We start from the raw sequence: 24,198 nt of genomic DNA on the forward strand, positions 1-24,198 counted from the left end.
GGCACCGAATGCGGTGCCACACGTTCCATCGACGGAGATCGAATGAGCACGAGCACGACGGGGGGCGCGCCCGGCACCGGCTGGGCCGTTCGGCTTCACGGCGCCTTCGAGTGGGTGACGTGGATCATCACGGTCAACGCCCTCTGGTACGGGTTCGCCCTTCTCGGCGGCGTCGTCCTCGGTGTCGCACCGGCTTCCGCCGCCGCAGCCGAGCTCACCCGGCGTCGCCTGCGCGGCGAGGCGTTCCCGGCACTGCGGAGCTTCGCGCGTGCGTGGCGCCGCGAGTTCGTCGCGGCCAATGTCGCGCTGGGGCCCGCTTTCGCCATCACGGGGATGCTGGGGTTCGGCATCCTCTCCGTGGCGCAGGCCGGCGCACTCGGCACGCCCATCGCCGTGGTGATGATCGGGGCCTCGTGTCTCGCCGCGGCGATCACGACGGTCGCGGTGTCGATGTTCGCCCACTACGACCTGCCCCGGACGGCCTACCTCGTGACGGCCAGTCGATTCACCCTCGGCAACCTCCCTCACATCTCGCTGCTGGTGCTGGCGGCCGTCGTGGTGGTCACCGCGAGCCTGCTGCTCCCCGGCCTCATCCCGTTCGTCTCGCTCGGTGCCTGGATCACCGCGAGCACAACCCTCTGCGTGGCGTTCTTCGCCGCCAACGACCGACGGCTCGCCGAGGCGGCCGCCCCCGTACCCACCACCTGATCGCACGACACACGGAACGAAGGAGCTCCTCATGAAGCACAGCAGGAAGATCACCGGAATCGGCGTGGCCACCGTCGCCGCCCTCGCCCTCGCGGGGTGTTCCGCGGGCGGCGGTGAGGAAGCCGCCGAGCTCGACAGCGTCGAGATCATGGCCCCCTACCTCGTGACCAATGCCCCCGAGGACGGCAACGATCTCGAGGTCGCCATCGAAGAGGAGATCGGCGTCGACCTCGACATCACGTGGGTGCCCAACTCGTCCTACGGCGACAAGGTCAACATCACCCTGGCGGGCGACGACCTGCCGCACGTCATGGTGATCCAGGGCAAGGACCCGGGCTTCGTGCGCAACGCCGAAGCGGGTGCGTTCTGGGATCTCACCGACTACCTCGGCGACTACCCGAACCTCGACACCACCTTCCCCGAGGTGCAGCAGGCCTCCAGCGTCAACGGCAAGGTGTACGGGATCTTCCGCGCCCGCGACGTGATGCGCGAGGCGGTCATCATCCGCAAGGACTGGCTGCAGAACCTCGGCCTTGAGATGCCGACCACGACCGAAGAGCTGCGCGAGGTCGCGACCGCCTTCACCGAGGACGACCCCGACGGCAACGGCCAGGACGACACGTACGGCATCATCGTGCCGAAGTGGCCGGGCACCATCGGGACGAACAGCCCCTGGGACGCGATCGAGACCTGGTACGGCGCCGGCAACCGCTGGACCGAGCGGGACGGCGAGCTCGTGCCGAACTTCACCACCGACGAGTGGCTCGAGGCGGTCCAGTTCGAGCGTGAGCTCGTCGAGGACGGCGTCGTGAACCCCGACTTCGCCACGTTCGACTCCGCCAACTGGAACGAGCCCTTCCTCAACGGCAAGGGCGGCATCATCCTCGACGTGCACTCGCGCGCCGGTGTGCTGATGAGCCTGTTCAAGGAGTCCGACCCCGAGGACTTCCAGGACTACGTCGACGTCACCGGCAACCTCGTCGGCCCCGACGGTGAGCTCCACGCGCTTCCCACCACCGGCTACAGCGGCTTCCTCGCCGTGCCCAAGGCCAAGGTGCGCACCGAGGCCGAGCTGCGGGCCGTGCTCGAGGTGCTCAACGACCTCAACTCCGAAGAGGTCGGACCCATGCTCAACAACGGCATCGAGGGTGAGACCTACACGCTCGAGGGCGACCTCGCGGTCGCCGTCGACGACGCGCCGCAGACCCTCAAGGACACGGTCATGAGCTTCGCCCAGCTCGGGATGAACGTCACCGGATTCCAGGGCTACCTGCCCAAGCAGCCCTCCGAGTACGAGCAGGAGATGTACGACAAGCGCAAGGCGATCGAGGCGTCCGACCTGGAGTCGGCCGAGTTCGACCCGTCGGCCCCGTACGTGTCTCCCACGTACGTGTCGAAGGGCGCTCAGCTCGACACGATCGTCTCGGATGCCCGCATCCAGTACATCGCGGGGCAGCTCGACCTCGCGGGGCTTCAGGACGCCGTGGAGCTGTGGCGCTCCAGCGGCGGCGACCAGGTGATCACCGAGATCAACGAGCTGGCCGGCGCCGACTCCTGATCGACGACCGGGGCGACGGTGACCTCATCGTCGCCCCGGTCTCATCGAGAGGCATCCCATGACCACCACGCTCGACAACGCCGTGACGGCGACCGAGACGATCACCGTCGAGAAGCGGGCGCGACGCCGACGCGGCGTGCGCGTGCACTTCACCCAGTTCAAGTGGCTGTACCTGCTGCTGATCCCGGGGATCATCTACTTCGTCCTCTTCCGCTACTGGCCGATGTTCGGCGCGGTGATCGCGTTCAAGGACTACGTCCCCTTCCTCGGCATCGCCGACAGCCCGTGGGTGGGCTTCCGCCACTTCGAGGACTTCTTCGCCAGCCCGGACTTCCCGCGGCTGCTGGCCAACACGCTGATCCTCGCGCTGCTGAGCCTGCTCATCGCGTTCCCGCTGACGATCATCGTGGCCCTGCTGCTGAACGAGATGCGCCTCATGGTGCTCAAGCGCACCGTCCAGACGCTCATCTACATCCCGCACTTCCTGTCGTGGACGGTGGTGGCCTCGCTCACCTACCTGCTGTTCGCCCTCGACATCGGGCCCCTGTTCCAGCTGATCAACGGGATGCTGGGCACAGACGTGAACTTCCTCGCCGACCCCGCGTGGTTCCGGCCCATCATCGTGCTGCAGGACATCTGGAAGAACACCGGCTGGGGGACGATCATCTTCCTCGCAGCCCTGGCCGGCGTCGACCAGGCCCAGTACGAGGCGGCCATCATCGACGGGGCGGGCCGGTTCCAGCGCGTGTGGCACATCACCCTTCCCTCGATCATGCCGACCGTCGTCGTCATGCTCGTGCTGCAGATGGGGCAGGTGCTCAACACCGGCTTCGAGCAGATCTACCTCATGACCAACTCGCTCAACCGCTCGGTGGCCGACGTGTTCGACACGTACGTCTACTTCATGGGCATCACCCAGGGCAGCTACAGCTACAGCACCGCCGTCGGCCTCTTCAAGGCCGTCGTGGGCGTCGTGCTCATCTTCGGCGCCAACTGGCTGGCGCGGCGGTTCAACCAGACGGGAATCTTCTGATGGCTCGCGAGAAGTACCGCTTCAACACCCCGGCGGGACGCGTCTTCGACGTCTTCAACGTCGCGCTCATGATCGCGGTCGCCGTCGTCGCGCTGGTGCCCTTCGTCTACGTCCTCGCGGGCTCGTTCGCCACCGAGGCGGAGCTGGCGACGCGATCGTTCTTCCTCTGGCCCGAGACGTTCTCGCTGCGCGCGTACGAGTCGATCTTCACCAGCCCCGCGTTCGTCCGCGCCATGATCACCACGATCGCCGTCACGGCGGTCGGGACCCTGGTGCAGCTCATGCTGACGGCCACGATGGCCTACCCGCTGAGCAAGGCGAACCTGCCGGGAGGACGGATCATCCTCTCGCTCATCGTGTTCACCATGGTGTTCTCGGGTGGCATGATCCCGACGTTCCTGGTCGTGAAGGACCTGGGCCTGCTGAACAACTACTGGGCGCTCATCCTCCCGATGGCGATCAACCCGTTCAGCCTGATCATCATCAAGAACTTCTTCCAGCAGCTGCCCGGCGAGCTGGAGGAGTCCGCGAAGATCGACGGCGCCAACGAGCTGCAGACGCTGTGGAGCATCATCCTGCCGCTGTCCAAGCCCGTGCTGGCGACGTTCGCCCTCTTCTACGCCGTCGGCATCTGGAACGACTTCATGTCGCCGCTGCTGTATCTCAACGACAGCTCGATGTGGACGCTGCAGATGTTCCTGCGCCAGGTGACGGTCGCGACCGACCTGTCGGTGGTCGAGCAGGACCCGACCCAGCTGCCGCCCGCGCAGGGGATCAAGTTCGCCGTCATCATCGTCGCGACCCTGCCGATCGTGCTGTTCTACCCCTTCCTGCAGAGGCACTTCGCGAAGGGGATGCTGATCGGCTCGGTGAAGGGATGACGAGCCTGCTGTACCGCAACCCTCTCCGCGACCCGGCCGACATCTCCGACTGGATCGCCGAGGGCCCGGTGGCCGCCCGCGCCGCCGGGGACGGGCTGCTGCTCTCGAGCGCGGGCGGATTCGACGACCACTGGACGCTGTGGTGTCCCGAGGAGTTCGGCGACGGCATCCGCATCTCGTGGGAGTTCTCGCCACGGCAGGAGCCCGGCCTGGCGATGCTCTTCTTCGCGGCGTCCGCGGCCGCCGGCGGGGGGATCTTCGACCCCGGGCTGGTCCCGCGGACGGGCGCGTACCCGCAGTACCACTCGGGCGACATCCGCACGCTCCACGTGTCGTACTTCCGCCGTCGCTGGGAGGACGAGCGCGCCTTCCACACCTGCAACCTGCGCAAGTCGCCCGGCTTCCACCTGGTGGCCCAGGGCGCCGACCCGCTGCCCCCGGTCGTCGATTCCCGCGAGGCGTTCTACCGCGTCGAGGTCGTGAAGGACGGCGCCCGCGTCGCCTTCTCGATCGACGGGCTGCCCCTGTTCGCCTGGACCGACGACGAGTCGACCGGCCCGCACGTCCGCGGCGGCCGCCTCGGGTTCCGCCAGATGTCTCCGCTGACCGCCGCCTACCGCAATCTCGAGGTGCATTCGCTATGACCGATCCCTCCGTCACCGTTCCGCTGCGGTGGCTCGACGACGCACCGCCCGCCGACCTGCCGGCCGGTGCCACGTGGGGCGTGCCCCTGCCGCGCGGCGCCGTGACCTCGGCCGCCGATCTGCGGCTGCGCCCGGTCGGAGGCGCGGCCGCGGCGGGACAGTTCTGGCCGCTGGCCACCTGGCCGGACGGGACGCTGAAATGGGCGGGCGCCGCCCTGGGCGCCACCGCGTCGCCCGGTGACTACGAGATCGTCGCGGATGCCGCATCCCACGTACCCGTCCCCGAGTCGGGCGTGCGCGTCGACGAGACGGACGACGGGGTGGTCGTCGACACCGGTGCCGCGCGGCTGGAGTTCGAGCTGCCCGGTGCCGGACGCGACGTCGACGTGCTGGTCCGCCGACTGTCGCGCGGTGCGCGCGTCGTCGCCGAGAACGTGCGCCTGGTGAGCCTGCTGCAGGACGGGATGCCCGAGGGCGACGGCACACTGACGCGCACCGCGTTCCGCTCGCGCGTCACCGGAGTCGAGGTGGAGCAGCGCGGACCGGTGCGTGCGGTCGTGCGCATCGACGGCGTGCACCGTGCCGAGGGCGGCGACCGGCAGTGGCTGCCCTTCACCGTGCGTGCGGTCGCGATGGCCGGTTCCCACGCGGTGCGGCTCGTCCACACGATGGTCTGGGACGGCGATGCCGACACGGACTTCCTCGCGGGCTACGGCCTGCGGGCCGACGTTCCGCTGCGCGCCGCGCTGCACGACCGGCACGTGCGCCTCGCCGGCGCCGACGGCGGATTCTTCGCCGAGGCGGTGCGCGGCCTCACGGGGCTCCGCCGTGACCCGGGGCCCGAGGTGCGGGCGGCGCAGATCCGCGGCGAGCGGACCCCGCCGCTCGACCAGTGGAACCCCGAGGTGTCCGGCCGGCTCGACCTCATCCCCGCGTGGGGCGACGTCACGCTCACCCAGCTCAGCGCCGACGGCTTCGGCATCCGCAAGCGCACCGCGCCCGGCCACGCGTGGATCGACGCCGCCGCCGGCACCCGAGCCGAAGGATATGCGGCGATCAGCGACCCCGAGGGAGGCCTGGGCATCGGCATCCGATCGTTCTGGCAGTCGCACCCCGGCCAGCTCGACGTCAGGGGGATGGCGGGGACCTCGGCCGAGGTGACCGCGTGGCTGTACGCGCCCGAGGCGCAGCCGATGGACGTGCGGTTCTACCACGACGGTCTCGGACAGGACGATTTCGCGACCCAGCTCGAGGGTCTCGAGATCACGTACGAGGACTACGAGCCCGGGTTCGGCGACGCCCACGGGATCGCCCGCACGCACGAGCTCACCCTGTTCGCGTACGACGCGACGCCGGCGATCGAGCGGGCGGCCGACGAGGTCGCCCAGCTGCAGCGACCCCCGCTGCTGCAGCCGACCCCCGAGCACCTGCACGCCGTGGGCGTGTTCGGCGACTGGGCACCCGCCGACCGCTCGACTCCCGTGCGCGGCGAGATCGAGGACAGCATCGACGTGCTGCTGGGCTTCTACCTCGGCCAGGTCGACCAGCGGCGGTGGTACGGATTCTGGAACTACGGCGACGTCATGCACGCCTACGATCCCGACCGGCACGTATGGCGCTACGACGTGGGCGGCTACGCCTGGGACAACAGCGAGCTCTCGCCGGACCTGTGGCTGTGGTACTCCTATCTGCGCACCGGCCGCGCCGACGTCTTCCGTCTCGCCGAGGCGATGACCCGCCACACCGGCGAGGTCGACGTCTACCACCTCGGGCGGTGGAAGGGGCTGGGGTCACGGCACAACGTGCAGCACTGGGGATGCAGTGCGAAGCAGCTGCGGATCTCGAGCCCGATCTACCGCCGGTTCCTGCACTATCTCACCGCAGACGAGCGGATCGGCGACCTCCTCACCGAGCTGCGCGACAGCGACGAGCGGTTCCTCGACACCGATCCCACGCGCAAGGTCCGGCCGGATGCCGCGACCTACCGCCCCGACCGGGGCGCGCTGGCCGTGGGGCTGGGAACGGACTGGGGCGCGCTGGCCGCGACGTGGCTCGCGGACTGGGAGCGCACCGGCAACGAGCGGTCCCGGGACCGGCTGCTGGGGACGATGGCCGACATCGCGGCCCTCCCGCACGGCTTCCTCACCGGCGAGGCCCTCTACGACATCGAAACCGGCCGCTTCGACACCGCGCGCGACCAGATCTCCGTCTCGCACCTGAGCGCCGTGTTCGGGCTCGTCGAGGTGTGCAGCGAGCTGATCTCGCTCGTCGACGTCCCGGGGTTCCGGGACGCGTGGGTCCACTACTGCCGGCTCTATCTTTCAACTCCCCAGGAACAGGCCGCCGCCGTCGGGGCTGCGCTCACCGGCATCCATCTCGAGCAGGCGCACAGCCGCCTGACCGCCTACGCCGCCGCCGCGACGGGCGACGACGCGCTCGCCGCCCGCGCGTGGGAGGCGTTCGAGGGGATCGGCGAGTGGCTGGTGCATCGGCGCGACCTCGTCATCCGTCGCATCGAGGGTCCCGAGGTGCTGCGTCCCGTCGACGAGGCCCCGAGTGTGTCGACGAACGACGCCGCGCAGTACGGCCTCGCCGCGATCCAGAACCTGGCCCTCATCGGCGCGCACCTCCCCGAGGAGTAGCCCGAGCGGGTCAGCGGTCGCAGACGAGCGTGCCGTCGACGATGCGCAGCCTCGCCACGTGCACGGCGCTGCGACGGGCGAGGCCGGCATCGGCGTCCTCGATCTCGCCGCCGTCCCACCAGGGGTGGGTGAAGTAGTACAGCAGTGCGGCGTCGGCCCGCACGACCACCATGCCGTGGCGTCCGACCTGCACCCCCTCGGCGGCGGGGCCGCTCTCGCCGAGGATCACCGCGTCGGGTCCGCCCTGACGCTCCCACGAGACGGTGTCCGTCGAGCGGTACACGGCCATGCCGCGCCACTCGTCGGTGAGCATCCACCACACCCCGCCGAGCGAGAACACGTACGGGCCCTCGTGGGGTCTGCCCGCTATCGCGGTGCCTTCGCCGCGCCACGAGCCCAGATCATCGGATGCCGCGACCTTCGTCACCGAACCGGCGGCCTCGTCCTTGTACCAGAGCCGCCAGCGACCGTCAGGGCAGCGGGTGACGGCGGCATCGATGACGCGGTCGCTGTCGAGAGTCAGCGGCGCCCCCCGCGTCCAGGACGTGAGGTCGCCGGAGGAGTACTCGACGATGCGGCGCGGATGCCCGGCCCACTGCCAGGGGATGCCGTCGATCTCGGTCAGGTACATCCGCCAGCGGCTGCCGTCGTGCACGACCTCCGGCGCCCAGTGGGTCTCGGCGACGGTGACCGGCGGGCCGTCGGGGTCGAGACGCAGACCGGCGGCGTCGGGCTCGAGGGTGCCCGCATAGTCCCAGCGCAGGCCGTCCGGGCTCTGTGCCACTCCGATACGACTGCCGTGCACCCACGCCACACCCGGGCCGGGATCGGGATGATCGGCCCGGCGCTGGGTGTAGAACATCCACCACCCGGTCGACGGGTCGTGGACGACCGTCGGGTCGGTGGCGCCGTCGTAGATCGGGTCGCGGTAGATCTCGCCCGGAGCGGGGCCGGCAGGAGCGATGGGGCTCGGATCGATCACGTCAGCGGCGAAGGTCGGTGACCGGGCTGGCGAAGCCGCGCCGGTGCGTGGGGTGGGCCGCGAGGTCGGCGGGGGTGACGGGGCGTCCATCGGCGTCGGCCGAGGCGTAGATCGCCGCGACGAGTTCGAGCGAACGGGCGGGGGCGTCGGCCGTGGGCGGCAGCGGCCGCTCGTCCAGGATCGCGTCGAACACGTCGCGCAGGAGCGGGCCGTGATCGCTGCGCTCCTCGGCCTCGGGGAAGGCCCACGCCGCGGCGTCGGCCTCGAACCCCGGCGCGGGGGTGAGCGACCAGTTCTCGTGACCGTGGCCGTACAGATGATCGACGGTCACCGTCGCCCGCTGCGTGTCGATGCGGAGCGAGCTCGTCTCGCGCGGCGAGACCGCGCTGGCGACGACCTGGGCGACCACGCCCCGCTCGAACAGGACCGTCGCGGTCGACGCGTCCTCGGTCTCGGTCTCGCGGTCGAGGCGCCATAGACGCGCCTCGACGCGCGCCCAGTCTCCGAGCAGGAACGCGAGCAGGTCGAGCTGGTGGATGCCGTGCCCGAGCGTCGTTCCGCCGCCCTCGGTCTCCCACTTCCCGCGCCACGGCACGGCGAAGTAGCCGGCGCCGCGGAACCACAGGGTCTGGCACTGGGCCAGGAGCGGGCGGCCGAGCGCGCCCGAGTCGAGGAGGCGCTTGACGTGCGCCGCGGCGGTGCCGGTGCGCTGCTGGAACACCACGGCGAGCTGCTTTCGTGCGGCGTCGGCGGCCGCGCGCATCTCGTCAAGCTCATCCAGGCTCGGTGCGGGGGGTTTCTCGACGACGACGTGGGCGCCGGCGGCGAACGCGGCCACCGTCTGCTCGCGGTGGACCCCCGGGGGCGTGCAGATCAGCACGACGTCGGGACGCTCGGTGGCCAGCAGCGACGCCAGGTCGTCGTGCACGGCGGCGATCCCGTAGCGTGCGGCGAAGTCGCGGGCGGCGTCCGGCGAGATGTCGGTCACGGCGACGAGTTCGGCGCGGGGGTGGGCGGCGACGGCCTGGGCGTGCAGATTGGCCACCGCCCCGGTGCCGACGAGGGCGCAGCGGAGGGTCTGGATCATGCGGTCGTGTCTCCTTCGAGGCGGCCGGCGGGTGCCGGCATCCAGCCTACGGGCTCAAGCCGGAAAGCGCTATCCGGCCTGCAGGCTCGTGCCGTGCTGCGTGAAGCGCCCCGCGTCTACCGGGGGAGCCCGGCCTGCGTGACGTGCAGCTGTGCGTAGCGGCCGCGACGGGCGAGGAGCTCCTCGTGGCCGCCCTGCTCGACGATCGAGCCGTGCTCGAGCACCACGATCGTGTCGGCCTGGCGGATCGTGGACAGGCGGTGGGCGACCACCAGCGTCGTGCGCCCGCGCATGAGCCGGGTGAGGGCGTCCTTGACGAGCTCTTCGGACTCCGGGTCGAGGGCGGACGTCGCCTCGTCCAGCAGCAGGATGCGGGGATCCCGCACGAGGGCGCGGGCGATCGCCAGTCGCTGACGCTGGCCGCCCGACAGACGCGCTCCGCGCTCGCCCACGACCGTGTTCCACCCGTCGGGCAGGCTGTCGACGAACTCCAGGGCGTTGGCGTCCTGCAGTGCGGCGCGCAGCCGCTCGTCCGAGGGGTCGTCGAGGCCGTAGGCGATGTTCTCGCGGATCGTCCCCTCGAACAGCACCGACTCCTGCGGTACGACCGAGACGGAGCGACGGACGGTGCGCAGGTCGAGTTCCTGCATGTCGTCGCCGTCGAGCAGGATGCGGCCGGATGTCGGTCGCACGAAGCCCAGCACGAGATTGAGCATCGTCGACTTGCCCGAGCCGGACGACCCCACGAAGGCGACGGTGCGGCCGGGCGGGATGTCGAGGGTGACGTCGTGGACGGCGTCGCGGTCGGCGCCGTCGTAGCGGTGCGTGACCGCCTCGAGCTGCAGATGACCGCCCACGGCGGCCACCTCGCGCTTGCCGGCGTTCTGCTCGAGGTCGGGCTCCTGCAGCACCTCGGAGATCGAGCGCATGGACTCCAGACCGCGGGCGCCGACCGGGATCAGCATGAGCAGCGACGTCAGCCCCTGCGTCAGCAGCGCGAAGTACGTCGACAGCAGCACGACCTCGCCGGGGGTGATCGGAAGGATGCCGGTGAGCGAGAACACGGCGGCGAGCATGAGGCACGTGACGCCGAGCAGCTGCATCGTGACCCACGAGATCGAGGCCACGTGCCCGTTGAGCATGTCGAGGTGAAGGCCCGCGCGGCGCACCCCGTCGGCGCCGGTGGCCACACGCGAGACCGCGGTGCTCTCGAGTCCGTGGGCGCGGGTGACCGGGATCAGCGAGGCCATCTCGCCCACGCGCGCGGCGAACCCCTCGACCTCGCGCCGGAAGGTCTCGTTGCGCGCCCGCGACCGGCGGCTGAGCGCCCAGCGCAGCACGAGCGCGATCGGCACGGCGAGGGCGTACACGGGAAGGAACTGCGGCACGGCGATCGCCGTCATCGCGATCGCGCCGATGAGCACCATGATCGACGACAGCAGCGGGTGGGTCACCTGCTGCAGCATGAGCTCGATGTTCTCGACGTCGCGGACCACCTTGGTCTGCACGATGGAGGCGCTCACCCGCGTGTGGTAGCCGATCGACAGGCTCTGCAGGCGCGCCGCGAGGGCGTTGCGCAGATCGGCGCCGGTGTCGCGCACCACCGTCATGAAGTTCCGCGTGTAGACGATGTGGTTGGGATAGTTCTGCAGCAGCAGGATCGCCGCGATCCCGAACCAGATGAGCACGGTCGTCACCGACCCGCCGGTGGCGACGATGTCGATGATCTCGGCGGTCACGACCGGCAGGAACCACAGCGGCACCTCCTTCATCGCGAACGCCAGGATCGCCACCGTCATGCGGCCTGGCCGACGCGCGAGAAGCCGCAGCACGGAGCGTGCGGGACGCGGGCCCTCGATCACGCGTATCGTGCCGGTAAACGCTTTCTGCATGGCTGACATGCTACGACGGGATGCCGCACCCGGCGCCATCCCTCCGGGACGGGACGGGAAGACGACCATGACGTATCACCTCGCGGGGGACTCGACGGTGGCCCCGCCTCAGCCCGCCGAGCTGCCGCTCACCGGCTGGGGCTCGTACCTCACCGATCACGTGGATGCGCCGGTGCGCAACCTCGCGTTCGGCGGGGCGACGACGGCGTCCTTCGTCGCGGCGGGGTCGTGGCGGTCACTGCTGTCCGAGGTCGTCGCCGGAGACACCGTCGTCATCCAGTTCGGCCACAACGACCAGAAGGATCCTGCGCTCGACGCACGCGGCGGGTACCGCGAGCGGCTCGCCGGGTTCGTCTCGGACGTGCGTGAGCGCGGCGGGATCCCGGTGCTGTGCACGTCGTGCGAGCGGCGATGGTTCGATCACGACGGCGACCCGGAGCGGGTCGTGCCCACCCATGGCGACTACCCCAACGCCGTGCGCGACCTCGCGCACGAGCTCGACGTGCCCCTCATCGATCTCACCGTCTTCACGACGTGGCTGTACGAGGATCTCGGGCCCGCGGCATCCCGGGATCTGCTCACGCACTTCGCGCCGGGCGAGCACCCGGCCTGGCCCGACGGCGTCGCCGACGACACCCACTTCCACGAGCGGGGTGCGCGACGCATCGCCGCGTTCGTCGCCCGCTCGCTGCGGGCCATCGAGCGCCGCGACGGCGACCGCCCGGCGAAGGGCTCGCAGCTGGTCAGCTGATCAGGCGTGCCCGCCGGTCGAGGCGCGCACGATGAGCTCGGGCTGGTAGACGACGCTTTCGAGCTGTTCGTGGTCGTCGCCGTTCACGCGGGCCAGGAGCATCTCCGCCGCGGTGCGGCCCATCTCTCGCGCGGGCTGGCGGACCGAGGTGAGCGGGACGGCGGCGATCGCTGCGAACTCGATGTCGTCGTATCCCACGACCGCGATGTCCTCGGGCACGCGCACGCCGCGGGTGACCAGACCGTGCAGCAGGCCGATCGCGAGATGGTCGTTGGAGGTCACGATGCCGTCGGGTCGGTCGCCGGGGGAGCGGTCGGCGATCTGCTCGCCGAAGGCGCGGCCGAGCTCCGACGTGGTCCGCCGGGTCCAGATCGGCTCGATCGTCGCGCCGGGATGCGCGGCGACCGCCGCGCGGGCGCCGGCGAGCCGCTCCCGCACCTGCCGCACCTCTTCCCGGGCGCCGACGAACGCGAGGCGCCGGCGTCCGGTCGACAGCAGATGCTCGGCGGCGAGCCGGCCGCCGGCGACATCGTCGAACGACACCGACGGCGATTGCCCGGTGTCGTCGACGGCGTCGACGAGGACGACGGGGATGCCGCGACGGCGGAGTCTGTCCAGCCACGGCCGGGTCTGCCCGAACGGGCTGACCAGCGCGCCCTCGACCTGCACGCGCTCGAACAGCTCGAGGTGGTCCCGCTCCTTGCCGGCGTCGTCGCTGCTGTTGCCGACGAGCACCCGCATGCCGGCGGCCGAGGCCGCGTCTTCGGCGCCGGCGACCATCTCGGCGAAGAACGGGTTGGCGATGTTGATGACGGTCATGCCGAGGAGGCCGCTGCGCCCGGCCCGCAGCTGCTGCGCCGCCTGGAGCGGGACGTAGCCGAGCTGGTCCGCAGCCGATCGCACGCGGGTCGCGAGCTGCTCGCTGACGGTTCCGGGGCGGTTGAGCGCGTTCGAGACGGTGCTGATCGAGACCCCCGCGTGCTCGGCGACGTCACGGATGCCGACTCGCTTCATCGCCTCGCCCTCGCTTCGTCGCTCTCTCACCCGGCTGCGGGTGCCTTCATCGTACGGTGGCCGCTCGCGGCGCACCGCGGAACGGCCGGTGCCGGCGGCCCGGGCCGCCGCCCGCGCGGACGCGGGTCGTCCCCTGCCGGCGAGGTCCGTAATCACGCCGGCGTGGACACAGAAACGTTTCGCGGCTGAGGTTAGGCCACGCGTCCACGCCTGCGCAACCCGGCGGCCGCCGCGGGGAAAACGTTTCGGGAAAGCCCTTGCCAATCCCGACCCGTCCATGCGAGACTTCTGAGCGTTCGCTGGGAATGCGTTTTCCGGCGAGTCGCTCCCGCCGGGCCGCCGGCGGGGACGACATCCAGGGCTCGAGTCCGTACGCGCCCGGTTCACCGCGAGAGACGCCGCACCGCAGCGACGTCGTCGCTCCTTTGCCGATGCAGACACAAGGAGGAACCGTGCCCTATCCGTCCGAGCGGCCGAAAGCCGTCAGACACGAGCACGTGGCGTTCGCGCCGCCCCGCCGCACGACCGTCCAGGGTCGGCGGATCGCCGCCACCGCCACCGCCGCCGCTGTCGTCGGCGCCCTGCTGGCCGCCGTGCCCGCGGGTGCGGCGACCGCCCTCGAGCCCGACGAGAACGGGGCGTACCTGTTCGACTTCGGAACAGGGACCAGCCCCGTCGCCGACGGCTGGAACGAGGTCGATCCGACCACCCTCTACACCGACGAGGCCGGCTACGGCATCGTCGAAGAGACAGGCAACGGGCTGTTCTCGCGCGACCGCACCGGCAGCAACCCCGACCCGATGCTCGGCGACTTCCTCGCCTCCACCGCGTGGAAGTTCGCCGTCGACGTGCCCGCCGACGTCTACGACGTCACCGTCACCATCGGCGACGCCCTCCCCGGGACCTCGACCACCAACGCCACGGTCGCCCTCGAAGACGGCGACGGGACGCGCTTCACCAGCCCCGGGGGTGGCAACGCCGAGCGCACCTTCCGGGCAGAGGTCACCGACGGCCGGCTCGACATCACCCTGACGGGCACGGGCCTGGGGACCTACATCAACGGCATCGAAGTGGAGCCCGTCGTCCCCGACGCGCCGACCGGCGCCGCCATCACGACCGTCGCCTGGAACGCCGTCGCCCTGACGTGGGACGACGTGGCCGACGCCGCGACGTACACCGTGCTGCGCGCCGACGTCACCGGCGAGACGGTGGGCGAGTTCGCCCCGATCGCCGAGGGCGTCGCGGACGCCGCGCACACCGACACCACCGTGGCGGTCGGCGGCTCGTACGCCTACGCCGTGGTCGCCGTCACGGCGTACGACCGCGCGTCGGCGCAGAGCTCGAGCGTGCTCAGCGGTGAGATCCCTGAACTGGCCAGGCCCGAGGCCCCTGCCGACCTCGCCGTGGGCGCGGTCACCACCGACACCGTGTCGCTCACATGGTCCGCGGTGGCCAACGCCGAGTCCTACGCCGTCGCGCGCGCCGCCGCCGGCACCGCCGACTTCACGCCGCTGGCGACGCTCGACGTGCCCGGTTACACCGACAGCGGCGTCGACACCGACCAGGCGTGGACCTACCGCGTGACGGCGAGCAACGCCGCCGGGTCCGCCGCGGCGACCGTCGACTCGCCGGTCTACGTCGCGCCCGACCCGCTGCCCGAGGGCGACACGGTCACCTTCGACTTCGGTCCGGGCGCTGTGGCCGACGGCGCGCTGCCCGTGACCGCCGCCACCGGCTACCTCGACGAGTGGGGATACGGATTCACCACCGCCCCCGCCGAGGGAGCCGATGTCGACCGCGGCACCGAGGACCCCCTGCGCGCCGACTTCGTCGCGGTGGCGGGGTCCACGTTCGAGGTCGACCTGGGAGCGGGCGACTACTCGGTCCAGCTCGTCGCGGGCGACGAGCTCAGCCCCACCACGACCACGGTCACGGCGGAGTCGATCGCCAAGGTGCAGGCCAACCCGCAGGCTGCGGGCTCGTACCTCGAGATGTCGTTCCCGATCGCGCTGGTGGACGGCCGTCTCACGCTGCAGTTCGGCGGAGACGCAGCATCCCTCAACGCCCTGACGATCACCCGGATGCCGCAGCGGCTGGCCGGAGCGATCCCGACGGTGTACATCTCGGGCGACTCGACGGTGCAGACCTACGACCCGATCGCGTACGCCCCGCAGGCGGGCTGGGGTCAGATGATCGACCGGTTCTTCGCCGACGACATCGCCTTCGCCAACCACGCGATCGGCGGGCGGTCGTCGAAGAACTTCATCACGCAGGGCCGGCTCGACGAGATCCTGCGCGCGATCCGCCCGGGTGACTACCAGTTCATCCAGTTCGGCCACAACGACGCCACTCAGGGGGTCGACGATCGCTACGCCAGCCCGGAGGACTACAAGGAGTACCTGCGGGTCTACGTCGAGGGCACCCGCCAGCGCGGCGGCACCCCTGTGCTGGTCACCCCGGTCTCACGTCGCAGCTTCGACCCCGAGACGGGTCAGTTCAACGTCAGCTTCCCGGAGTACGTGGCGAAGATGACCGAGCTCGCCGTCGAGGAGGACGTCCTCCTGGTCGACCTGTCGGCCTCGTCCCGTGCGTACCTGAACGAGATCGGTCCCGAGGCGGCCAAGGCGGTCTTCCTGCACGTGGATCCGGGCGTGTTCCCGAACCGTCCCGCGGGCACCGTCGACGACACGCACTTCCAGGAGTACGGCGCCATCCAGATGGCCCGCCTCATCGCGCAGGACGTCGCCGACCTGGCCGACCCGCTCGCCGAGGACGTCGTCGACATCGAACCGCCCGCCGAGGTGCCCCCGGCACCCGAGAACCTCGTCGCCGGCGCGATCAGCAACGGCGGCGCCACCCTGCGGTGGGATGCCGCGCCCACGGCGGACATCTACAAGATCTACCGTCAGGCCGTCGCCGACCCCGACCCCGCCTGGGCGCTCGTGGGCATGGTCACCCAGACGAGCTCCATCGTGCAGGGACTGGCCGAGGGCACCGGCTACCGGTATCAGGTGGTGGCCGTCAACGGCCGGGGCGACTCCGAGCCCAGCAACGTGGTCACCTTCACCACGAAGCAGGCGCTGTACAAGTTCGACCTCCAGCTGACCGGCAACCCGCTGATGCCCGGCTACACCGAGGTCACCGACCAGATGGTGTACTCGGCCGAGCGCGGCTACGGCGTCGACCGCGCCGGATGGGGCGGTCGTGACCGCGGCGATGCCGGGGGAGCGGCGAACGACCTCGTGCGCGACTTCCTGCTGCCGGGCGACAGCGGCACGTTCAGCCTGGATGTGCCCAACGGCACGTACTCGGTGAAGACGTACTCCGGAGACTGGATCGGCAGCAGCCGCACCAGCTTCCGGATCGAGGGCAAGGAGGCGGGCTCCGGCAACGCCGGCCGCGGCAGCGTCAACGAGACCCTCCGCGGACCGTTCCTCGTCACCGACGGGCAGCTCAACGTCGAGGCGTACGGCGCCGCGTCGGGCACGCGCTTCAACGGCCTCGAGGTCACGCCGATCCTCCTCGGCCCGACCGGGCTCGAGGCGGTGTCGGTGGACACCGACCCGGCGGCGCCGAGCGTGTCGCTGGCGTGGGATGCCGAACCCGACCTGTCGTGGAACGTCTACCGCCAGTCGCCGTTCGACGCCGACCCGGTGAAGGTCGCATCGACGACCGAGCCGGAGTACGCCGACACCACGGCACGCGTCGGACTCGACTACACCTACTACGTCACCGCGGTCGACCAGACCGACCTCGAGTCGGTGCCGTCGCCCGAGGTGGAGGTGTCGTTCGTCGACCCCGACGTCGAAGCCCCCACCGCACCGACCAACCTGGGCGTGGAGCGCATCGAGGAGCGCGAGATCGAGATCTCGTGGGCGGAGCCGGTCTCGGCCCTGTCCTACCTGGTGTTCCGCTCCGAGGTGGAAGGCGAGCAGGGCGACCTGGTCGGCATCGCCGAGACCAACCGGTTCGTCGACGCCGCCGGTGTGCTCACCACGATCCCGTACTACTACACGGTGATCGCGGTCAACGCGGGCGGCACAGGACCGGCATCCGATCAGCTGGCCACCGAGGCGGTCACCGTCCTGCAGCGGCAGGCGGAGTACCTCGACCGCGCGGGTCACGCGATGGCCACCGATGAGGGCAACCTCGTCACCTGGCGACTGCTGGGAACCGACCCGGCATCCGTGGCCTTCCACGTCTACCGCGACGGCGACCGGATCACCGACGAGCCCATCACGGACTCGACGAACCTGCGGGACGCCGACGGCGATGCGGACTCGACCTACTTCATCACGAAGGTGCTGAACGACGTCGAGACCACCGAGACCGACGCGTTCGGCGTGCAGTCCTCGGCCTACCTGTCGCTTCCGCTTCAGAAGCCCGCGGACGCGTACACGAAGGACGGCCAGCCCTACTCGTACTCGGCGAACGACGTCAGCGTCGGCGACGTGGACGGCGACGGGACGTACGAGTACATCGTGAAGTGGTACCCGTCCAACGCGAAGGACAACTCGCAGGCGGGCTACACCGGCAACGTGTACCTCGACGCGTACCGCCTCGACGGCACGCGGCTGTGGCGGGTCGATCTGGGCGTGAACATCCGCGCCGGAGCGCACTACACGCACCACATGGTGTACGACTTCGACGGCGACGGGTCCAGCGAGATGATCGTGAAGACCGGCGACGGCACGATCGACGGCGTCGGTCAGCCGATCGGCAACGCCAGCGCCGACCACCGCAACAGCTCGGGATACGTCCTCACCGGCCCGGAGTACCTCACCGTCTTCGACGGCGAGACCGGAGCGGCCCTCGACACGATCGACTACACCCCCGCGCGGGGCGACGTCGGCTCGTGGGGCGACACCTACGGCAACCGGGTTGACCGGTTCCTCGCGGGCGTGGCCTACCTCGACGGCGAGAAGCCGAGCGCGATCTTCAGCCGCGGGTACTACACCCGCGCGGTGGTGGCCGCGTACGACTTCGACGGCCGGCAGCTCAGCGAGCGCTGGGTCGCCGACTCGAACGACGAGGGAATGGAGGGGCTGTACGGCGAGGGGTACCACTCGCTGTCGGTCGCGGATGTCGACGGCGACAGCAAGGACGAGGTGGTCTTCGGATCCGCCACGATCGACGACGACGGCGAACTGCTCTACGCCACCGGCCTCGGCCACGGCGACGCGCAGCACGTCTCGGATCTCGATCCGTCCCGCCCGGGCCTGGAGATCTTCTCCGCGCACGAGAACATGACCGCGTCCGGCAACCGCGGCGCCACCATGCGCGACGCGCGCACCGGTGAGATCCTGTGGGACATCCCCGCCGACCGCGACACGGGCCGCGCCGCCGCAGGCGACATCGACCCGCGTCACGCCGGCGCCGAGGGATGGGCCGTCGGCGGCGACGCCGCCTGGAACACCCGGGAGGGCTACCTGATGTCGGCCTCGGGCGAGCGGATCGGCAGCAGCATCCCTGCCGCCAACTTCCTCGCCTGGTTCGACGGCGACCCGCTCCGCGAGATCGTCGATCACAGCTTCGACGAGGCCGCCTACCAGGGGTATCCCACGATCTCGAAGTGGAACTGGGAGACCGGGACGGAAGAGGTGATCCTGGCCGACGAGGGAGCGCGCTCCAACAACGGCACGAAGGGCACTCCGAACGTCCAGGGCGACCTGTTCGGCGACTGGCGCGAAGAGATCGCGTGGCGCTCGGCGGATTCGTCGGAGCTGCGGATCTACTCCACCACCGCCGAAACCGGCATCCGGATCCCCACGCTCATGCACGACCTGCAGTACCGGGTCGCCGTGGCGTGGCAGAACACCGGCTATAACCAGCCGCCGCACCCGAGCTTCTTCATCGGGGAGGGGATGGATGCGGCCCCGCTGCCGTCCATCGCCGTCACCGGCGCTCCGGCCGGCGGTTCGGACGACACCGCTCCGGTGATCTCGGGGATGCCCGCCGACGGAACCCTGCTCGCCGACAGCGCGTCGCTCACCGTGGCGGCCGTCGCCGAGGACCCGGAGTCCGGCATCCGCAACCTCGACATCGCGTTCGACGGCGAACCCGTCGCGCCCGGTGACGTGATCGACCTGGCCGGACTCGCCGGCACGCACACCTACACGGTGCGGGCGGTCAACCACGACGGCCTCGTCGCCACCCGGACGGTGCAGCTGCTGGTGTACGAGGACGAGGGCGCCGACCAGGCCCCGGCGCGCGGCGTCCTCACCATCCACGACGGCCGCAAGGACGGGTTCTACACCGTCTCGATGGACGTGCACCGCGGCACCAACGCGTCGGTGTTCCGTCTGTACGAGAACGGCGAGCTCATCTCGACGCAGCTGCTCTCGCCGGACTCGCCGAACGCGCAGGTCGCGACCGTCGAGATCGCCGGACGCGACAACGGCACCTACGTCTACACGGGCGAACTGGTCAACGCCGCGGGAACCTCCGCGACGACCACCGCCCAGGTGAAGGTCAAGGTGAAGTGAGCGGCGCCGTGACATAGGACGTCCCGCGAGACCGTGAGGCCCGGCATCCCCATCGGATGCCGGGCCTCACGTACTCCGCGTGGGACTGCGGCGTCAGCGCTCCGTGCGCGGCAGCCCCGTCACCCGGATGCCCTCGAAGCCGGGCATGGGGTCGGTGCGCACGCCGTCGGCCCCGGGCCGAAGCCCGGTGACCGCGGCGAGCACCTCGACGGCGGCCGCCGCCGACCAGGCCTGCGGGCGGCAGGCGGCGGGATAGGGGACGGGTGTCGCGGTGTCGTCCACGCCGTCCCCGGAGTGCAGCTCCGGCATCCGGAAATCGAAGGCTGTCGCCGCCCGCAGCAGGCCCTGCACGAGCGGTGCGGCGGCCGCCGCGCGCCCCTCGCGCACCATGCCGTGGATCACGATCGCCGTGTCGTGGGTCCACACCGATCCGCCGTGGTAGCTCAGCGGCCAGTAGCGCGCCGAGGCGGTCGACATGGTGCGCAGACCGTAGCCGCTGTCCATCGTCGGGTCGGTGAGTCGCGCGACGACCTCGTCCACCTGTGCGTCGTCGAGCAGTCCCGTGCCCAGCAGGTGCCCGATGTTGGACGTGACGGTGTCGACGGGACGCTTGCCGCCGTCGAGGGCGATCGCCGGGTAGGCGCCGTGCTCGTCCTCCACCCAGAAAGACTCGTGGAAGCGTCCGCGCAGAGCCTCCGCCCACGCGCGCCAGGTCTCGGCCTCGGCGGGGTCGTCACCGAACGCGTCGAGCAGCCGCGCGCCGGCCATCGCAGCCTCGTACGCGTAGCCCTGCACCTCGGCGAGGGCGACCGGTCCCTCGGCGAGGGTGCCGTCCTTCCACTGGATGGAGTCGCCGGAATCCTTCCACCCCTGGTTGGCCAGGCCCGTGCCGGCGCGGTCGATGTACTCGAGCAGGCCGTCGCCGTCGGCGTCGCCGTGGTCGCGCATCCACGCCAGGGTGCCGCGGAGGGTCGGCACCAACGCGCGCACGTCGTCGTCGGCCATGCCCCACTCCCACGCGTCGTGCAGCAGCAGGATCCACAGCGGCGTCGCGTCGACGGTCCCGTAGTACAGCGGGGGCAGCTCGGCCCCGTCCTCGTCGAGCGAGACGCCCGCGCGGCGCAGTTCGTGCATGATCTTGCCCGGCTCCTGCGCGGTCAGGTCGTCCATGCGTGTGCCCTGCAGGCCCGCGAGAACCCGCAGCGTGTCGCGCGCGAGATCGGTGCCCAGGGGCAGCAGGAAGCGGGCGGTCCAGAGCGAATCGCGGCCGAAGAGGGTGAAGAACCACGGGGCGCCCGCGGCGATGAACTGGTCGGTGCCGCCGCGCGCCGTCATCCGCAGCGCATCGAGGTCGTCGAGCGCGCGCGAGACCCAGCGGGCGAGCCGGTCGTCGGGACCGTCGACGACCGGGAGCGCCCAGGGGGCGACTCCCGTCGCGGGCCCGACGACGGGAGCGCGATCGACCACGTCGAGCCGCCAGCCCAGCGTGATCGACGCGTCCGCGGGGACGGCGACGTCGGCGCGCAGGACGATGTCACCGCCGTCGAGCGCGATCTCGAGCCCGGTCGCCGACAGCGCGGCGTCGAGGTCGGGGGACAACCACGTCGCTGCGTCGCCGTCCATGCGCGCGGATGCCGCAACCCCGCGCCGGCCGAGCTTGACCACGTCCATGGGCGTCTGCTCGGGGGTCATCCGCACCACCACCGTCGTGGTCAGGGCGACCGGGCGGCGGTTGTCGAGGACGAGGCTCTCGCCCCATCCCGTGCCGTCGACCTCGCGATGCACCACCAGGCGCACGCCGGGGTCGGGGGTGGCGTCGTCGAGATCTCGCAGCAGGTGGTCGAAGCGCGCGCGATCGCTGCGCGGAAGACCGGTGGCGATGTGCTCGGGGGTGCGTCCGCCGACCTCGATGCGGGCCGCGCGGACCAGACGGCAGTCGCCGGCGTAGACGCCGTCGATGGCGCCGTCGCCGAGGGTGCCGGTGCGATCCGACCAGACCTGGACGGGGGCTCGCAGCACGACGACCGCGTCGTGCAGCAGGGGTTGGAGCGGGGTGGTCACGATTCTCGCCTTCCGGATTCCACGGCCGCGGTCTTGACAGCCACGAGGATGTGTGGGCACTATTACCTCAGATTTGATCGATCAAATCAAGATCTTCCTGGATCAGCGAACCCGTCGCCGCAGACGGGCAACGAGGAGTCGACGATGAGCCGGATGCCGACGGTCGAAGACGTGGCGCGTCTCGCCGGCGTCTCGCGTCAGACCGTCTCGAACGTGCTCAACACGCCGGCCATCGTGCGCGAGGCGACGAGGCACCGCGTCGAGGTCGCGATCCGCGACCTGGGCTATCGGCCCCACGCCTCGGCGCGGCGGCTGCGTACGCGCAAGGCGGGCACGATCGGCATGCGCATCGACCCGTGGCGGGACGGCATCTCGGGTGCGGTGCTCGACCGCCTGCTCCACAAGCTCACCGAGCGTGCCGAGAGCCGAGGGATGCGCGTGATGGTCTTCTCCGCCGAAGATCACGCTCACGAGGTCGAGGTGATCCGGCGCCTGCGCGAAGGCTCCGATGTCGACGCCTTCATGCTCACCGCCACCACCCACGACGATCCCCGCATCGGCGCCCTGTCGCAGATGGGCGTTCCGTTCGTCGCGTTCGGACGCCCGTGGGGCGCCCCGGCCGAGCGCACCCCGCACCGGTGGATCGACGTCGACGGCCGCAGGGGCGTCGCCGAAGCGGTGCGGCGCCTGCGCGAGGCCGGCGCAGCCCGGATCGCGTGGATCGGGTGGCCCGCGGGCTCCGGGACGGGCGACGAGCGCGCGGCCGGCTGGCGGTCCGCCAGCGGACTGGACGATCGCGAGGCGCAGCTGCTCTCGCGCTCCGCCGAGGACGGGGTCGCCGCGGGCACGCGCTGCGCCGCCGAGCTGCTCCGCCTGGCGGATCCGCCCGACGCGATCGTGTGCGCCAGCGACTCGCTCGCCCTCGGGGCGCTGATCGCGGTGCAGGGCACGGCCCACCCCGACACCCGCGTGGTCGGTTTCGACGACACGCCCGTCGCCGCCGCAGTGGGCCTGTCGAGCATCGAGCAGCCGCTGGACGGCGTGGTCGCCGCGGCACTGGAACTTCTGTTCGGGCCCGAGGGAGACGACGTTCTTCCGAACCCGGACAGCAACGAGGAGCCGACGCATCGGCTCCTCGTGCCCCAACTCGTCGAACGGACGCCGGGACAGCTGACGTTCGACGCGACACCGGCGGTGGACGCCGGCAATCACATGAAGGGATGAACATCGTGAGGACATCACAATGGATCGCGGTCGTTGCAGCGACCGGTCTCGCGGTCACTCTATCGGCTTGCTCCGGCGGCGGAGGAGACGGCGGCGGCGAGACGTCCGGTCAGGAGCTGACCATGCTCATCGGGTCGTCCGGCGACGCCGAGACGACGGCGGTGCAGACCGCGGTGGACGCGTGGGGCGAAGAGACGGGCAACTCCGTCGAGGTCATCGCCGCCAATGACCTGGTGCAGCAGCTGGGACAGGGATTCTCGGGCAACAACCCGCCCGACATCTTCTACATGCCGTGGGATCAGTTCCAGACCTATGCCGCCCAGGGCTTCATCGAGCCGTACGCCGAGGATCTCGCCAACACCGGCGAGTTCCTCCCCGCGCTGCAGGAGCAGTTCAGCTACGACGGCTCCTTCTACTGCGCGCCGAAGGACTTCTCGACCCTCGGTCTGCAGATCGACACGCAGGCGTGGGAGGCCGCCGGGCTCACCGACGCCGACGTCCCCACCGACTGGGACTCGCTCGCGGCGGCGGCCGAGGCGCTCACCGACGACGACACCGTCGGGCTGTCCTTCGGGCGGGAGTACGCCCGGCTCGGCGTCTTCATGGCGCAGGCCGGCGGCTCGCTCGTGGACGGCGACCAGGCCGTGGCCGATTCGCCCGAGAACGCCGAGGCCCTGGAGTTCGTGCAGGGCATGATCGACGCGGGCACCCTGAAGTTCCCGCAGGATCTCGAAGCCGGCTGGGCGGGCGAGGCCTTCGGCCTCGGCAAGGCGGCGATGGTGATCGAGGGACCGTGGATCAACGGCGCTCTCGAGAACGACTACCCCGACCGCGAGTACATCACGGTCGAGCTGCCGGCGGGCCCCGCGGGCGAGGCGACCTTCGCCTTCAGCAACTGCTGGGGGATGCCGGTGGGATCCGAGACGCGGGACGCCACGATCGACCTGATCGAGTTCCTCACCTCGGACGAGCAGCAGATCGCGTTCGCCGAGGCGTTCGGGGTCATCCCGTCCACCGAATCGGGATCGGCCGCCTACGCCGAGCAGTTCCCCGACAACGCCGCGTTCGTCGCCGGTGTGGAGTACGCGCAGAGCCCGGTGGCCATCGAGGGCGGCGCGCCCGCGATCACCGACTTCAACGCGTCGCTCGAGACCTCGGGACTGTCCGACCCCTCCGCCGTGCTCGGCCCGCTGCAGCAGAACCTGCAGGCCGCGCTCGACGAGGCGGGCGATTGAG

Annotated in this window: 15 protein-coding genes; 10 read left to right on the forward strand and 5 right to left on the reverse strand. The window is 70.8% G+C overall.

All coding sequences use genetic code 11. The annotated features are described in order from the left end of the window. Positions 1–42: 42 nt before the first annotated feature. From Q9S36_RS16630 to Q9S36_RS16655, 6 genes are read left to right on the forward strand one after another with little or no spacing between them, the layout of a single operon-like run. A complete protein-coding gene (locus Q9S36_RS16630; protein WP_311286079.1) occupies positions 43–708 on the forward strand; it encodes a DUF624 domain-containing protein in 666 nt (221 codons plus the stop codon). 31 nt (positions 709–739) lie between these two features. Continuing rightward, the gene (locus Q9S36_RS16635; protein ID WP_311286080.1) at positions 740–2,266 is read left to right on the forward strand and encodes an extracellular solute-binding protein; all 1,527 of its coding nucleotides are present in this window, start codon (positions 740–742) and stop codon (positions 2,264–2,266) included. Between the two features lie 58 nt (positions 2,267–2,324). Then, on the forward strand, positions 2,325–3,299 hold the full coding sequence (locus Q9S36_RS16640) for an ABC transporter permease subunit (protein WP_311286081.1): 975 nt from the start codon (positions 2,325–2,327) through the stop codon (positions 3,297–3,299). Beyond that, positions 3,299–4,180: a carbohydrate ABC transporter permease gene (locus Q9S36_RS16645; protein WP_311286082.1), complete on the forward strand. Its 882-nt coding sequence runs from the start codon at positions 3,299–3,301 to the stop codon at positions 4,178–4,180. Before Q9S36_RS16640 ends, Q9S36_RS16645 begins: the two co-directional genes overlap by 1 nt. Then, positions 4,177–4,824 (forward strand): DUF1961 family protein, encoded by a 648-nt coding sequence (locus Q9S36_RS16650; RefSeq protein WP_311286083.1) that lies wholly within the window; start codon positions 4,177–4,179, stop codon positions 4,822–4,824. The genes Q9S36_RS16645 and Q9S36_RS16650 overlap by 4 nt, the downstream gene beginning before the upstream one ends. After that, positions 4,821–7,466, forward strand: coding sequence for a Tat pathway signal sequence domain protein (locus Q9S36_RS16655; protein ID WP_311286084.1), 2,646 nt, complete (start codon positions 4,821–4,823; stop codon positions 7,464–7,466). Before Q9S36_RS16650 ends, Q9S36_RS16655 begins: the two co-directional genes overlap by 4 nt. Before the next feature lie 10 nt (positions 7,467–7,476). Here Q9S36_RS16655 and Q9S36_RS16660 read toward each other — a convergent pair whose 3' ends face one another. The 3 genes from Q9S36_RS16660 to Q9S36_RS16670 all read right to left on the reverse strand — a co-directional run bounded on the left by Q9S36_RS16660 (position 7,477) and on the right by Q9S36_RS16670 (position 11,427). Continuing rightward, complete coding sequence (locus tag Q9S36_RS16660; RefSeq protein ID WP_311286085.1) at positions 7,477–8,448, reverse strand: hypothetical protein; 972 nt, start codon at positions 8,446–8,448, stop codon at positions 7,477–7,479. A gap of 1 nt (position 8,449) precedes the next feature. Beyond that, positions 8,450–9,535: a Gfo/Idh/MocA family oxidoreductase gene (locus Q9S36_RS16665; protein WP_311286086.1), complete on the reverse strand. Its 1,086-nt coding sequence runs from the start codon at positions 9,533–9,535 to the stop codon at positions 8,450–8,452. Between the two features lie 116 nt (positions 9,536–9,651). Further along, on the reverse strand, positions 9,652–11,427 hold the full coding sequence (locus tag Q9S36_RS16670) for an ABC transporter ATP-binding protein (protein WP_311286087.1): 1,776 nt from the start codon (positions 11,425–11,427) through the stop codon (positions 9,652–9,654). Here Q9S36_RS16670 and Q9S36_RS16675 point away from each other — a divergent pair. Continuing rightward, positions 11,426–12,178, forward strand: a complete 753-nt coding sequence (locus Q9S36_RS16675) for a rhamnogalacturonan acetylesterase (protein ID WP_311286088.1) — start codon at positions 11,426–11,428, stop codon at positions 12,176–12,178. The two genes, Q9S36_RS16670 and Q9S36_RS16675, sit on opposite strands and share 2 nt — an antisense overlap. On the opposite strand, the gene Q9S36_RS16680 is transcribed toward Q9S36_RS16675, so the two are convergent. Then, entirely contained in the window at positions 12,179–13,192 is a 1,014-nt protein-coding gene (locus Q9S36_RS16680) for a LacI family DNA-binding transcriptional regulator (RefSeq protein WP_311286089.1), read from the reverse strand. A 452-nt stretch (positions 13,193–13,644) separates the two neighbouring features. On the opposite strand from Q9S36_RS16680, the gene Q9S36_RS16685 reads away from it, so the two are divergent. After that, complete coding sequence (locus tag Q9S36_RS16685; protein ID WP_311286090.1) at positions 13,645–19,677, forward strand: fibronectin type III domain-containing protein; 6,033 nt, start codon at positions 13,645–13,647, stop codon at positions 19,675–19,677. Positions 19,678–19,770: 93 nt separating this feature from the next. Here the strand turns inward: Q9S36_RS16685 and Q9S36_RS16690 are convergent, their stop codons facing one another. Continuing rightward, complete coding sequence (locus tag Q9S36_RS16690; RefSeq protein WP_311286092.1) at positions 19,771–21,738, reverse strand: MGH1-like glycoside hydrolase domain-containing protein; 1,968 nt, start codon at positions 21,736–21,738, stop codon at positions 19,771–19,773. Positions 21,739–21,882: 144 nt separating this feature from the next. On the opposite strand from Q9S36_RS16690, the gene Q9S36_RS16695 reads away from it, so the two are divergent. Together Q9S36_RS16695 and Q9S36_RS16700 are read left to right on the forward strand one after the other, a co-directional pair. After that, complete coding sequence (locus Q9S36_RS16695) at positions 21,883–22,962, forward strand: LacI family DNA-binding transcriptional regulator (protein ID WP_311286093.1); 1,080 nt, start codon at positions 21,883–21,885, stop codon at positions 22,960–22,962. Between the two features lie 122 nt (positions 22,963–23,084). Then, positions 23,085–24,197 carry an extracellular solute-binding protein gene (locus tag Q9S36_RS16700; RefSeq protein ID WP_311286094.1) on the forward strand — a complete coding sequence of 371 codons (1,113 nt, stop codon included), beginning with the start codon at positions 23,085–23,087 and terminating at the stop codon, positions 24,195–24,197. The last annotated feature ends 1 nt before the right edge of the window (position 24,198 follow it).

It is taken from the genome of Microbacterium sp. ARD31 (assembly GCF_031844425.1).